General features: G+C 70.5%; 12 protein-coding genes. 5 read left to right on the top strand and 7 right to left on the bottom strand.

The genetic code is table 11. The features are described from left to right. Positions 1 to 8 precede the first annotated feature (8 nt). Genes AB0383_RS10935 through AB0383_RS10945 form a run of 3 tightly spaced genes read right to left on the bottom strand, consistent with a single transcriptional unit; the run spans position 9 to position 2,371 of the window. Complete coding sequence (locus tag AB0383_RS10935; RefSeq protein ID WP_366186629.1) at positions 9 to 770, bottom strand: SDR family oxidoreductase; 762 nt, start codon at positions 768 to 770, stop codon at positions 9 to 11. A 12-nt stretch (positions 771 to 782) separates the two neighbouring features. Continuing rightward, entirely contained in the window at positions 783 to 1,556 is a 774-nt protein-coding gene (locus AB0383_RS10940; RefSeq protein WP_364170093.1) for an alpha/beta hydrolase, read from the bottom strand. Between the two features lie 17 nt (positions 1,557 to 1,573). After that, positions 1,574 to 2,371 carry an SDR family oxidoreductase gene (locus AB0383_RS10945; RefSeq protein WP_366186631.1) on the bottom strand — a complete coding sequence of 266 codons (798 nt, stop codon included), beginning with the start codon at positions 2,369 to 2,371 and terminating at the stop codon, positions 1,574 to 1,576. A 151-nt stretch (positions 2,372 to 2,522) separates the two neighbouring features. On the opposite strand from AB0383_RS10945, the gene AB0383_RS10950 reads away from it, so the two are divergent. Both AB0383_RS10950 and AB0383_RS10955 read left to right on the top strand, forming a co-directional pair. Further along, a complete protein-coding gene (locus AB0383_RS10950) occupies positions 2,523 to 3,104 on the top strand; it encodes an NADPH-dependent FMN reductase (protein ID WP_354864886.1) in 582 nt (193 codons plus the stop codon). Further along, positions 3,104 to 4,639, top strand: coding sequence for an AMP-binding protein (locus AB0383_RS10955; protein ID WP_366186633.1), 1,536 nt, complete (start codon positions 3,104 to 3,106; stop codon positions 4,637 to 4,639). Before AB0383_RS10950 ends, AB0383_RS10955 begins: the two co-directional genes overlap by 1 nt. Here the strand turns inward: AB0383_RS10955 and AB0383_RS10960 are convergent. Further along, positions 4,536 to 6,485, bottom strand: a complete 1,950-nt coding sequence (locus AB0383_RS10960; protein ID WP_366186635.1) for a GAF domain-containing protein — start codon at positions 6,483 to 6,485, stop codon at positions 4,536 to 4,538. The two genes, AB0383_RS10955 and AB0383_RS10960, sit on opposite strands and share 104 nt — an antisense overlap. Beyond that, positions 6,482 to 9,490 (bottom strand): GAF domain-containing protein, encoded by a 3,009-nt coding sequence (locus AB0383_RS10965; RefSeq protein WP_366186637.1) that lies wholly within the window; start codon positions 9,488 to 9,490, stop codon positions 6,482 to 6,484. The genes AB0383_RS10960 and AB0383_RS10965 overlap by 4 nt, the downstream gene beginning before the upstream one ends. A gap of 182 nt (positions 9,491 to 9,672) precedes the next feature. Between AB0383_RS10965 and AB0383_RS10970 the strand changes: the two genes are divergently transcribed. Together AB0383_RS10970 and AB0383_RS10975 are read left to right on the top strand one after the other, a co-directional pair. After that, positions 9,673 to 10,464, top strand: a complete 792-nt coding sequence (locus AB0383_RS10970) for an alpha/beta hydrolase (protein WP_366186640.1) — start codon at positions 9,673 to 9,675, stop codon at positions 10,462 to 10,464. Then, entirely contained in the window at positions 10,464 to 10,982 is a 519-nt protein-coding gene (locus AB0383_RS10975; RefSeq protein WP_364170106.1) for a 3,4-dihydroxy-2-butanone-4-phosphate synthase, read from the top strand. The genes AB0383_RS10970 and AB0383_RS10975 overlap by 1 nt, the downstream gene beginning before the upstream one ends. Before the next feature lie 11 nt (positions 10,983 to 10,993). Here the strand turns inward: AB0383_RS10975 and AB0383_RS10980 are convergent, their stop codons facing one another. Next, positions 10,994 to 11,548, bottom strand: coding sequence for an isochorismatase family protein (locus AB0383_RS10980; RefSeq protein WP_366186642.1), 555 nt, complete (start codon positions 11,546 to 11,548; stop codon positions 10,994 to 10,996). A 74-nt stretch (positions 11,549 to 11,622) separates the two neighbouring features. Here AB0383_RS10980 and AB0383_RS10985 point away from each other — a divergent pair, with 74 nt between their 5' ends. Then, positions 11,623 to 12,573, top strand: coding sequence for a Gfo/Idh/MocA family oxidoreductase (locus AB0383_RS10985; RefSeq protein WP_366186644.1), 951 nt, complete (start codon positions 11,623 to 11,625; stop codon positions 12,571 to 12,573). Between the two features lie 249 nt (positions 12,574 to 12,822). Here the strand turns inward: AB0383_RS10985 and AB0383_RS10990 are convergent, their stop codons facing one another. Further along, positions 12,823 to 13,113 carry a hypothetical protein gene (locus AB0383_RS10990; RefSeq protein ID WP_366186646.1) on the bottom strand — a complete coding sequence of 97 codons (291 nt, stop codon included), beginning with the start codon at positions 13,111 to 13,113 and terminating at the stop codon, positions 12,823 to 12,825. Positions 13,114 to 13,141 lie beyond the last annotated feature (28 nt).

Consider the following 13,141-nt stretch of genomic DNA (forward strand, 5'->3'; position numbering starts at 1 on the left):
TTGGGGGTTCAGCCCGCTGCCATGGATCCGCCGTCGACGCGGTAGGTCTCGCCGTTGACGAACGCCGACTCGTCGGAAGCCAGGTACAGCACCATGTTCGCAATGTCCGACGGCAGCCCGGCACGCGGTGACGCGGTGCCGGCCAGCGACTTCTCCGGGAGATCGGGCACGGCGTCGAGCAGCTGCTGGGTCTGGATCACACCCGGGGCGATCGCGTTGCAGCGGATGCCCTGACGTCCGTGCTGCGCCGCGATGTACCGCGTCAGCCCGACGACGGCCGCCTTGGTGGTGCCGTACGCCGTGAGTCCGGCGCTGCCGCGCAACCCGCCGATCGACGCCATGTTCACAATCGAACCGCCTCGGCCGGCCGCGACCAGGTGCGGAAGTGCGAATTTGCACACCAGGAAGATGCTCCGCACGTTCGTGGCGAACGCCCGGTCCCACAGCGCGATGTCGGTGTCGATCACCGTGGTGTCGCCGAACCACGCGTCAGGACCCACGAGCGCGGCGTTGTTGTGGATCACGTCCACGCGGCCGTGGCGCTCGATCACCGTGGCAACCATGTCCTCAATGGACTGCTGGTCGGTGGCGTCGAACCGCACGGCGCTCGCCGTGTCACCGATCTTCTCGGCCACCAGCTTGGCGCCGTCCTCGTTGATGTCCGCGACCACCACGGTCGCGCCTTCCCGCGCGAGCGTGTACGCGGTCTCGCGGCCGATGCCCGCCGCGCCCCCGGTGACCAGCGCGACCTTGTCGTCTACCCTGCCCATTTCGACGTCCTCTCAGGAATCCAGGAAAGCGGTGACCACGGACACGAACTCGTCTTCCTGCTCGACCATCGGGTAGTGCCCGGCCTCGTCGATCACGGTGACCTTGGCGTCGGGCACGAGTCGCGCGAACTCCTCGGCGTACGCGGTGGTGACGAGGCCGTCGGACGCGCCGTTGACCACGAGCGTCGGCGCGGAGATCAGCGGCAGCCGGCGCCGCAGGCCTCGGTCGGCGATGGGCCACATGAACTTCGTGGCCGAGCCGAGGTTGCCGGCGGAGAACAGGATCCCCGCGTGGGGGTCTTCGGGGTCGGGCACGAAGTTCGTCGGCTCCTGCTCGGGCGGACCGGCGTGCCACTTGGCGGCCTTCACGTCGGCGGCCGCGCCGAACGGGTCGAGCGAAGGCTGGTCGTCGAGCCAGATTCCGAACGGATCCACCAGCACGAGCCGCCGTACGAGTTGGGGAGCGATCACGGCGAGTTCGGCTGCGAACATCCCGCCGAGCGAGTGCCCGACAACGTCCACCTGCTCCAGCCCCCAGGAACGGACCAGTTCGCGGTGGAACAGCGCGACGTCGAGCACGTCGGTGAAGTGCTCGAACCCGGTCGACTTGCCGTAGCCCGGCAGCTCGGGCGCGAGCACCCGCCGGGACTCGGCGAGCCGCTTCAGGAAGCCGGCGCCGCCGGGGTGGCGCTCGTATCCGTGCAGGTACAGCAGGGGCGACCCGCTGCCGTCCTCCCAGAGGTCGACCTCGAACCGCCCGATGCCTGCGATGTCCAGCGTTGTCATGCGGGAACCTCCATTCCTCAATCGGTGAACTGGCCGCCCGCCGGGTGCAGCATCTGGCCGGTGACGAACGACGATTCGGCGGACGCGAGCCACAGCACCGCGTTCGCCTGCTCGTCGGCGGTGCCGAGGCGGTTCATCGGCGTGATGCGCATCGCCGAGGAGTAGGCTGCCTCGTTGTCTTTGATCCCGGCGATCATCGGCGTGGCCGTGTAGCCGGGGCCCACGGCGTTCACGCGGACGCCGGTGGTGGCGAGCTCGAGTCCGAGGACCTTGGTGAGCATCCAGACGCCGGCTTTCGACGTGCAGTAGGGCGCGGCGCCGGCGAGCGGGATCTTCGCCGCGCTCGAGGCGATGTTGATGATCGAACCCCCGTCACCCTGTTCGAGCATCTGCCGGGCGAGCGCGCGGTCGGTCATCATCACGCCCAGCACGTTGACGTCCAGGACCCGCCGGAACGCCTCCGTCGCCAGGTTCACCACGTGCGTCGCGTCGCCGTTCTGCGCGCGGGTCTCGACGGTGCTCATCCCCGCAGCGGTCGCGATGCCCGCGGCCGCCACGCCGACGTCGACCCGGCCGAACTCGGCCACCGCCGCGGCGACGAGGGCGTCGCAGTCGGCTTCGCTGGTGGTGTCTGTTCGTTTGTACACAGCCTTTTGGCCGATCTCTTCCACCAGTCGTAAGGTTTCGCTCGCATCTTGCACGTCGCCGATCACCACGTGTGCGCCCTCGCGCGCGAAGCGCACCGCGGTGGCCCGGCCGATGCCGCTCGCGCCGCCCGTGACGACGGCGATCTTGTTCTCCAGTGCCATGACCATGCGCTCGACTGTGACCTGTGGCACGCGGGTGCGACAACGGAAGTTCGTGCGCGCTGCCGGCCCGCGGCATGTGCGGATTCCCATTGCCGCGGCGCCCGGCTCCCGCTGACGATGAGATGGGCAAGTCAGCGCGAGTGACGGGTGGTGGGTCGTGGAACGAGCTGGACAGCTGCACGTCGTGGGCCTTGGGGGCACTGTGCGCCCCGGATCGTCGAGTGAGCAGTCGCTGCGGATCGCGTTGCGGCACGCGCAAGAGCTGGGCGCGACCACGCACGCGTTCGCCGGGGCTTCGTTGGCCCAGCTGCCGATGTATGCGCCGGGCGGCGACGGCGGTGCGGTGGCGCGCGAGCTCGTCGACCACCTGCGCCGGGCCGACGGGGTGATCATCGCCTCGCCCGGCTACCACGGGTCGATGTCGGGGCTGGTCAAGAACGCTCTGGACTACGTGGAGGACATGCGCGAGGACCCGTTGTCCTACCTCGCCGACCGGGCGGTCGGGCTGGTCGTGGCGGCGCACGGGTGGCAGGCGGGGGTGACGACGCTGGGTGCGTTGCGCTCGGTGGTGCACGCGTTGCGTGGCTGGGTCACGCCGTACGGCGCGGTGGTGAACTCGCTGGAGACGCAGTTCGCCGACGGTGCCTGTGACCAGCCGCGTGTGGTGCAGCAGCTGCACCTGGTGGCCGACGAGGTGGTGCGGTTCGCGGGTCTCGTCGCCGCGGCGCGGGTCGCCTGATGGAGCTCTCGTTCGAGCCGCTGACGCCACTGTCCTATCTGGACCGCGCGGCGGCGGCGCACGGGTCTCGGGCCGCGGTGGTGGACGGCGCTTCTCGATGGACGTACGCGCAGCTGCACGACCGGTGTCGTCGGCTGGCGGGGGCGCTGGCGCCGTTGGCCGGTGGGCGTCCGGTGGCGGTGCTCGCGCCGAACACGCACGTGTTGCTGGAGGCCAACTTCGGTGTGCCGTGGGCGGGAGTGCCGCTGGTAGCGGTGAACACGCGGCTGTCGGCGCGCGAGGTCGCGTACATCCTCGAGCATTCCGAGGCTTCGGTGCTGGTGCACGATCCGGTGTTCGACCCGCTGGTGGACGAGGTGCTGTCAAGCGTCAGCGGGGTGCGGCGGATCCGGTCCGGGGACGAGTACGAGGCGTTGCTCGCGGCCGCTGTCCCGCTGGCGTTGACGCCCGACGACGAGCGGGCCGTGCTGTCGATCAACTACACGTCCGGCACCACCGGTCGGCCGAAAGGCGTGGTGTACCACCACCGCGGCGCGTACTTGCAGGCGTTGGCGATGGTGGGGCACGTGGGATTGTCACCATCTTCTGTGCATTTGTGGACACTGCCGATGTTCCACTGCAACGGCTGGTGTTTCCCCTGGGCCGTCACGGCGGCCGCGGCGACACACGTGTGCCTGCCGAAGGTCGAGCCCGCCGAGGTGTGGCGGCTGATCCGCGAGGAGGGCGTCACCCACCTCAACGGGGCGCCCACGGTGTTGTCGATGTTGGCTTACGCACAAGAAGCCGCACCGGTCACTCCGGCGGTGCGCGTGGCGACCGGTGGCGCCCCACCGTCGCCGGCGATCCTGCGGCGCATGGGTGAGCTGGGGTTCGACGTGACGCACCTGTACGGACTCACGGAAACCTTCGGACCGGCGATGATCTGCGACTGGCGTCCGGAGTGGAACGGGCTCGACGCGGCGGCGCAGTCACGGATGAAGGCACGGCAGGGCGTGGGGAACATGATCGCCTGCGTCGTACGGGTGGTCGGCGCCGACGGGGTGGACGTGCCCGCCGACGGAGTGACAGTCGGCGAGATCGCGTTGCGGGGCAACAACGTGATGCTCGGCTACTTCAAAGACCCCGAGGCCACGCGTGCGGCGGCGCCCGACGGGTGGTTCCGCACCGGTGACCTGGGTGTTCTGCATCCCGACGGGTATGTGGAACTGCGCGACCGCAGCAAGGACGTGATCATCTCCGGTGGCGAGAACATCGCGTCCGTCGAGGTGGAGCAGGCGATCGCGGACCACCCGGCCGTGCTGGAGGTCGCGGTGGTCGCCGCGCCGCACGAGCACTGGGGCGAGGTGCCGGCGGCGTACGTGACGCTGCACGCGGGCTCGTCGGCGACGGAGGAGGAGATCGTGGCCCACGTTCGGTCGAGGCTGGCGCGGTTCAAGGCGCCGAAGTCGGTGCAGTTCGGTGAGCTGCCGAAGACGTCGACGGGGAAGGTGCAGAAGTTCGTGCTGCGGGAGCGGGCGCGGCGGGGCCCGGCATGAGTCGGTAGAGCTGCAGGGCGACCTGCAGGTCGAGGGTGTTTTCGGGGTCGCGCCAGGCGGCCCCGTCGAGCACGTGGTCGATGCGTTCGAGGCGCTGGTAGAGCGTGTTGACGTGGATGCCGAGCGCGCGGGCCGCGGCGGGTGGGCTCTGGCCGCGGTCGAAGTAGCACTCGAGGGTGGCCAGCAGGGACGAGCGGTGTTCGGCGTCGTAGTCGAGCAGCGGTCCCAGGGCCCGGCGGACGACGCGGTGTAGTTGGTCGGGGCCGACGTTGTCGAGGACTACGCCGACGACGCCCAGCTCGTCGAGGCCGGCGCCGCTGCCTTTTCGGCCGAGGGCAAGTAAAAGGCGGTGGCAGCGCAGGGCTTGGTGGTGGGTGGTGCGCAGCGCCGGGAGGTCGTGGGCCGGGCCGGCGGCTCCGGCGGTGACGGGGGTGCTCGCGTCGAGCTCGGCCGCGACGGCCCGGGCGATGGCGCCGGCGTCGCACCCGGGAAGGATCAGGACGAGGTGACCGTCCACTTCGCTCGCGAGGCCGCCGCGCCGGCCGGCGGCGCATTCGGCTGCGGTGGTGAGTTCTGGCGCATCTCCTGATACCACCACGATCACGTGAGGTTCGTTTTCCACCAGGACGGTGAACCTTTTCGCACGCCGCGTGATGGAGTCCCAGTCGGGTTCGCGTTCGCCGAGGAGGTCTTCCACCAGCTCGTGGCGCAGGTCTTGTTCGACTGTTGCCGTCTGGCGTTCGAGAAGTACCAGGAGTGTCGCGGTTTGTGCCGCGCGTTCGAGGGTGCCGAGTTCGGTTTCGGTCAACGGCTGGGTTCGGCCGAAGTACAGCCGCCCGTGCGTCTCGCCGCCGGCGCGCAGCGGGACGACGGTGCCGGTGCGGAACACGGCCTCGACCGGGATCCCGCCGGGCGCGGTGGCGGCGACGCGGTCGGTGCCCGTCTCGAGGGCGACGGTGCCGTCGAGCAGCCGCGCCATCGTGTCGGCCACTTCGCCGAGGTCGGCGCCTGCGAGTGCGAGCGGCATCAGGAGCTCGTGGGCGGTGCCGGCGAGCTCGAGCGCGTGGCGTTGTTCGGACATTTGCGCGTGGGTTTCACGCAGCTCTTCGGTGGAGCTGCCGAGCTGGCCGAACAGCCGCGCGTTGTCGATCACCACCGACGCGTGGTGCGCGAGCGAGGTCAACAAAGCGATGTCTTGTTGATCGAATGTTCGCTCGTGACGATCGGCTGCGAACAACGCACCGATCACCCGATGTCCCAGTTTCATCGGCACACCGGCGATGCTCACCACGCCGTCTTCCCCGACGGCGCTCGCCACCTGCGTTTCGCGGCAGATGCGCGGGTCGGTGAGGTAATTGGTGGTGGCGAACGGACGTCCGGTCGCGATCACGCGGCCGCCGACGCCTGAGCCGGGCCGTTGGCGCACCGAGCGGATCGGCGCGGTGACCGTGCCCGAGGTGACGCGCATGTAGGCGTCGCCGGTGTCGTCGTCGATGAGGGCGATGTAGGTGGAGTCGGTGGCCAGCAGGCGGCGGACGCGTTCGACGATGGCGCTGAGCACCTCGTCGACGTCTCGCAGCGAGGTCAGGTCGCGCGCGGTTTCGTACAGGGCTTGGGTTTCGCGTTCGCGCTGCGCCCTGCGAGCGAGGATGCCGCGGACGGTGCGTGCGTCCGCGATCGCTTGCCGCAAAAGGTTCTTCCGGTCTCCTTCGGGAAGCTGCCGGACGTGTGCCTCGACGGTTTCGAAATCAGTGGCAGGCGCCTCTTCGGCGAGCAGGAAGGTGAGGTGGGCGAGGACTTCGGCCGGAGTGTCTATTGTGGACGTGATGAGCGCTTCCGCTGTCATGACACCACCGGGATCTGGTCGATTACGCGCCGGAGTTGCAGGGCGATGCGCAGCGTGAGCGCGCCCGCGGGCTCACGCCAACGGCGATGCCCGAGCACTTGGTCGACGCGGTCGAGGCGCTGGTAGACGGTGTTGGCGTGCACCTGCAGCCGGCGCGCGGCGGCGCGCGGGTTCTCGCCGGCGGCGAAGTAGCCGTCGAGGGTTTCGGCGAGCAGGGAGCCGTGTTCGGTGTCGTAGGCCAGGATCGGGCCCGCGCTGTCCTTGACGAGCCGGCGGACGTGTTCGCGCGAGGCGCCGTCGAGCACCAGGCCGAGCACACCGAGGTCCGCCAGGCTGGCGGCGGTGCCCGCTCGCCCGAGCGCGACGAGCAACCGGTGGCAGCGCTCGGCTTCCCGGTGCAGGCTCCGCACGACGGGCGCGGTCGCGGCGGGTCCCGCCACACCGGCGGTGACGGTGCCGCCGGTCGCGCGCTCGAGGTGCTTTCTCGCAGATCGCACGGCTGCCGTCGCGTCGGTGCAAGGCACCAGCAACACGACGTGCCCTCCGTGCTCGGTCGCCACACCGCCGTGCGCCCGCACGTAATCGGCGGCGGCTCTCAGCAGACGTCTCCTCGTGGTGCCTGTCGCGGACAACACGAGAACCGTCTGCCGCACGGAAAAGTCGATCGCGCCGGACACCTTCGCGCGCCTGCGCAACGCCACCCAATCCGGCTCACGTTCGGCAAGTAACTCATCCACCACCTGCCCGCGCACCTGCTGTTCGGCAGCGGACATCTGACGTTCGACCAGCAACAACAGGGCCGCCGTCTGCGCCGACCGCTCGAGGATCCGCTTGTCGGTGTCCAACGGCTCAACCCGCCCCGCGAACACCAGATGCCCGAACGTCTCACTGCCGGCCCGCACGGGCACCGTCCAGGCGCGCCGGCCCAAGTCCCGCACCCGCCCGGGCCCGGGTTCGCCGGCCGACCACTCAGACGGCCCGGCCTTGGCGGGTTCATCGGGCTCGTTGGCCTGACGCTCAGGCAGCCCGGCCTTCTCGAGTTCATTGGGCTCGCCGGTCTGGTCGGGCTCGTCGGCGCGCCCGGTCGCGCGCCGGCCCCGCTCGGTTGCGGGTTCCCCCGACGGCTCAGCCGGATCCGCCAGGCCGTTCTCCATCAGGCCGTTCTCCATCAGGGGCATTCCAACGGCTTCCGCGGCGAGTACGGTCCCCTTCCGCGCGTTGCGGTCCCGCTCGCGGACCCGGCCGGTTCCCGGCTCGGCAGGCGGCTGGGCGGCCGGCTTCGGCACGCTGGTCTCCACCACCGGCGCCCAGCCGACTTCGGCGGCGCGCACGGGCGTCGTCCGCGCGTTCCGGCTCCGGTCTTCGCCGGGTGCGGATTCCGTCCGGGGCGGTTCCGGAGATCCGATGTTCGTCGGCGGTGTACCGTCGGCTTTGTCGTCGGCTTTGTCGTCGGCTTTGACGGCGGGCGCGGTCAAGCGCGCGCCCTGGCCGCGGCGGTGGAGGGGCGCGGATTCCGGCTGTGACGGTTCCAGCCGATCGGCGTTCGCCAGGGGCATCCCGTCGGGTTGGTTGGTGCGCGAAGGCACCCTTCGGACGCTTGGTCGGGGGTCCTGTGCGCGGGCGGTGCTGGGGCTGTCGGCTGGCAGGTCCGGCAGCTCCGCGGGACTGGCGTTCGCCGGGGGTGTCCTGCCGGGTTGGTTGGTGCGCGAAGGCGCCCTCCCCGCGCTTGGTCGGGGGTCCCGTGTGCGGGCGGGGCCGGGGCTGTTGGGTGGCAGGTCCGGCGGCCTGTCCAACGGCTCCGCGGGATCGGCGTTCGCCGGGGGTGTCCTGCCGGGTTCGGTGGCGCGCGAAGGCACCCTCCGTGCGCTTGGTCGTAGTTCCCGTGCGCGGGTGGGCCCGGGGTCGTCGGGCGGCAGGTCTGGCAGCCTGTCCAACGGCTCCGCGGGATCGGCGTTCGCCGGGGGTGTCCTGCCGGGTTCGGTGGCGCGCGAAGGCACCCTCCGTGCGCTCGGACGTACATCCCGTGCGCGGGTGGCCCCGGGGTCGTCAGGTGGTAGGTCTGGCAGCCGATCCAGCAATTCAGCCGGACCGGCCTTCGCCAGCGGTGTTCCGTCGGGCTCGGCCGCGAGGACGGCACCGTCGAGCGTCTCCGCGACGGCGGCCACCAGCTCGGCCAAGTCGGCGCGGCGCAGGACCATCGCCATCAGCTGTTCGTGGGCCGTCGCTGCCTGTTCGAGGGCTTTGTTGTGGCGGGCGAGCTGGTGGTTGGCGACGGTCAGCTCTTCGGCGGTCGCTTTCGTGGCTGCGAAGAGGCGTGCGTTTTCCAACACGATCGCTGCGTGATCCGCGAGCGAGCCCAGCAGATCGATCTCGGATTGTGCGAATGTTCGCTCGTCGCGGTTGGCTCCGAACAGAACGCCGATCACTTCCGCACCTACGCGCATCGGGACGCCGAGGATGCTCACGATCCCGTCCTCCGCCACGGCCGACGCGACGGAGTGCTTGCGGCGGATCCGGTCGTCGCGCAGGTAGTTGGCGGTGGCGAACGGGCGGCCTTCCTGCGCGACCCAGCCGCCGACGCCGTAGCCGGGCGGCTGGCGCAGCGATTCGATGGGCCGCGTGATCGTGCCTAGCGTGACGCGCATGTACGCGTCACCCGTCTCCGGATCGACGAGCGCCATGTACGCCGCGTCTGTGCCGAGCAACCGTCGCGCGCGGGCGACGATCGCGTCGAGCGCGGCGTCCACCTCCCTCACCGAGGCGAGGTCACTGGCCGTGTCCAGCAGCGCCTGCATCTCCCGCTCGCGGCGCTTGCGGTCGGCGAGCAGCCCGCGGATGCGCGCGGCCCTGGTCAGTGTGAGGGCGACGAGCTCCCCATCACCCTCGCCCGCCAGGTCCTCGCCGAGCCGGTCGAACTCGCCCGTCGCGCCGGTTTCGTCGGCGAGCAGGTGCAGCAGCCTGGCCAGGTCCCGTTCCGTGGTGGTCACACCGCCGTTGGTGTCCATCTCGTCTCCTCGGTGCCTGTTGACATCTTGACCACAGATGTGAGGCCCCGTCGACCAAAAGCCGCTGGATGGCGCAGTGTGTGTGCGTTCACCCACGTCCGATGTGCGGCTCGTGTACATCCTCCCGTTGTCGCGCGACCCGACGCGGCCGGATGCTCGTGTCTTCGAGAGGACGGTGCCCCTTGGCGACAGCGACCGTGAACGGCGTGACCCTCCACTACGACACCGCAGGCGAAGGCCCGCCGCTGCTGCTCATCGCCGGCCTCGGCGCCAACTCGAGCGCGTGGGCGGGCGCGGTGCCCGAACTGAGCCGCCGGTTCACCGTGATCACCTTCGACAACCGGGGCGTCGGCCGCAGCGCGGTGCCCCCGGGTCCGTACGCGGTGGACATGCTGGCCGACGACGCGGCCGCGCTGGTGCAGTTCCTGGACTTCGGTCCGGTCGCCGCCGTGGGCTGGTCACTCGGCGCGTCGGTGCTGCAGTCGATGCTGATCCACCACGGTTCGATCCTGTCGAAAGCCGTGCTGCTCAACGGTTTCCCGTCGTACACACCCATCCAGCACGCCTGGCTCGACGCCGGCCTCGCCCTCCGCCGTGCCGACGTGGACCCGCTGGCTGTCGGCGTGATCGGCATGGCCTGGGCCTTCACCGCCCGCGTGTTGTCGGACCACGAAACCCTTGCCGCCCAGGCGAAACTGGCGGCGGACGACCCGTACCCGACGTCGCTGGAGGGCTTCGAAGCGCAAGCCGCGGGCCTGCGCGGCTACGACTCCCGCCCGGACCTGCCTTCGGCTCTGACCCCAACCCTCGTGCTGGCCGGCGCCGAAGACGTCCTGACGCCTGTGTCGCAGTCCGTGGAAATGGCTTCGCTGCTGCCGAACGCTTCGCTACGGGTCCTGCCGCGCGGAGGCCACGCCATGCTCCTGGAGTACCCGGACGACACCCTCGCCGCGATCACGGACTACCTGGGCTGATGAGCCTCGCCGCCGATCTGGACGTCGGAGCGCTCGCGGCCCTGGGCCGCGGCGAACCGGTGCTGCTCGACGACTGCCTGGTCCTCTCGGCCGAGCTGGTGACCACCGCGTCGATGGCCTTCCTCATCCGCTATACCAGCGGTTTCGCCTGCGTCGCCCTCCCGCGCGAGCGGCTGCGCGCCCTGCGCATCCCGCTGCTCCCCGCCGACGACACCGACTGCCCGCCGTTCGCCGTCTCCGTGGACGCCGCCGGCGGCACCACCACGGGCATCTCCGCCCACGACCGTGCCCTGACCGCGCGAACCCTCGCGGTCCGGACCACGACGTGGACCGACCTCACCCGGCCCGGCCACGTCGTTCCGATCCTGGCCCGCCCCGGCTGCACGGGCGTGGCGGAAGCGGCCGTGGAACTGTGCCGTCGAGCCGGCCTCGCCGCGGCGGCCGTGCTGGCCGTGGTCGAGGGCGAGGAGCCGGCACTCGCCGGCCTGCCGAGGTTCTCGGCAGTGGAGGTGTTCTGACTTCGCACAGGTCAGGCTGTGAAGTCGACCTCCTCGGTGGTCACCGTGCCGGCCTTCCGGCCGGGCGCCGTGTGGTAGCTCCAGTACAGGTTCGTGTGTGCGATGACCTTGTCGGGCGTCGGCGCGCCGTACTCAGAGAGGTCTTCGGTGGTGTGCGCGTCGCCGATGAGGGTGGCGTCGTAGCCGCGCGCGATGGCGCCGTGGAGGGTCGAGCGGATGCACTCGTCCGTCTGCGCCCCCGAGACGAACAGGCGCCCGATTCCGCGCTCGGCCAGCACTGACTCGAGGTCGGTTTCCTCGAACGAGTCGGCGTAGGTCTTCTGGACCAACGCTTCCGAGTCCCGCCGGACGAGCTCCGGCACGTACTGCCACTTCTCGCTGTCACGCCGCATCTGGTCGCTGTTGTGCTGCACCCACACCACGTCGACGTCGGCGACGCGGGCTTTGTCGACGAGCACGCCGATGTTGGCGACGACCTTGTCGCGCTCGTGGGCGTGGTCGACCACGCCGTTCTGCACGTCGATCACGAGCAGGCCGGTCTTCGGGCGGTTGACGAGTGTGGTCATGGCGCCTCCTCCGTTCGGGTGGGTCGATGGTAAGTCTTGGGTCCGACAGTTTCGGGCCAAAACGTGGAGGACGCATGCTGCGCTGGGGAATCATGGGTACGGGCGGCATCGCCGGCGCCTTCGCGGAGGATTTGAAGCTCACCGATTCCGGCGTGATCGCCGCCGTCGGCTCGCGCAGCCAGGAGAGCGCCGACGCGTTCGCCGACCGTCTCGGCATCCCCACCCGCCACGGCAGCTACAAGGCGCTTGCGCAGGACCCGGACGTCGACGTCGTGTACGTAGCCACCCCACACCCGATGCACCACGACAACGCCATGCTCGCGCTGGCCGCAGGCAAGCCGGTGCTGGTGGAGAAGCCGTTCACCATGAACGCCGACGAGGCCCGTTCGCTGGTCTCCTTCGCGCGCGAACGCGGACTGTTCCTGATGGAAGCGATGTGGACGCGCTTCCTGCCGCACATCCACCACGTCCGCAGCCTGCTCCCGGAGCTCGGCGACATCGTCACCGTCTCCGCCGACCACGGCCAGTGGTTCGCCGAGGACGCCGACTTCCGCCTCTTCGCCCCGTCCCTCGGCGGCGGCGCGCTGCTCGATCTGGGCGTCTACCCGGTTTCGTTCGCGTCGATGATCCTCGGGACGCCGTCGCGCGTGGCCTCGATCGTTTCGCCGGCGTTCACCGGCGTCGACGCCCAGACGTCCATGCTCTTCGGCTACGACAGCGGCGCCCACGCGGTCCTCAACTGCACCCTCCGCGCCGCCTCACCCACCACGGCCTCCATCGTCGGCACCGACGCCCGCCTGGACATCGAAGGCGCCTTCTACGCCCCGGCCTCGTTCACCGTCACCCCGCGCGGCGGCACCCCCGTCCGCCACACCCACACCGACCCCGGCCGCGGCCTCCGCCATCAGGCAGACGAGGTCGCTCAGCTCCTCGCGGCTGGCGCGCTGGAAAGCCCACTGATGCCGCTCGACGAAACCATCTCGATCATGGCGACGATGGACGAGGTAATCGCTCAAGCCGGCTGACGGTCCGGACTACTGTATCGGGCGCTATCCAAAGCTCGGGAGGGTTGCGGACGGCCCCGCAGGACCCCGATGCAGGCCGCGACGTGTGGCGGCCTGTGTTCGGGACTCGGCTGCCAACCGAGGAACGCCGGGGCGACCGGTGCTGCGACTTCGCTTCAGCCGCGGAGCGCACGGCCGCTCCCCGCCAGCCGGGGAGCGGACGGTGACCTGCGCGGGAACCTCGCCCAGGTTTGAGGCGCTGGCCGCGCCTCAGCGGTGGTCCAGCTCCTCGCCGGCCTGCCGCGCGACGGCGGCCCGCAGTTCCTCCATGCGCGTTCTCGGACAGAAGGTCGTGTGGTCGTGGAGGGATAGGTCGTTGAAGCTCCCCGCCGCGCCGCGGAACAGCCCGAGCGACGACCTCAGCGTGCGCCGCCGTTCGAGCGGGGTCTGCGCGTGTGCGAGCCGTTCGTGGTGCGTCCGGAGGAACGTCGCCGCGCCCGGTTCGTGCGGTCGGTGCACCTCGGCCGGCTCGGCGACGTCGTTCAGCAGCTGATTGTCCACGCCACTCCTCGTCGCCGGGCCTTCGTCG

The organism is Amycolatopsis sp. NPDC051373, from assembly GCF_040689465.1.
Taxonomy (GTDB): Bacteria; Actinomycetota; Actinomycetes; order Mycobacteriales; family Pseudonocardiaceae; genus Amycolatopsis.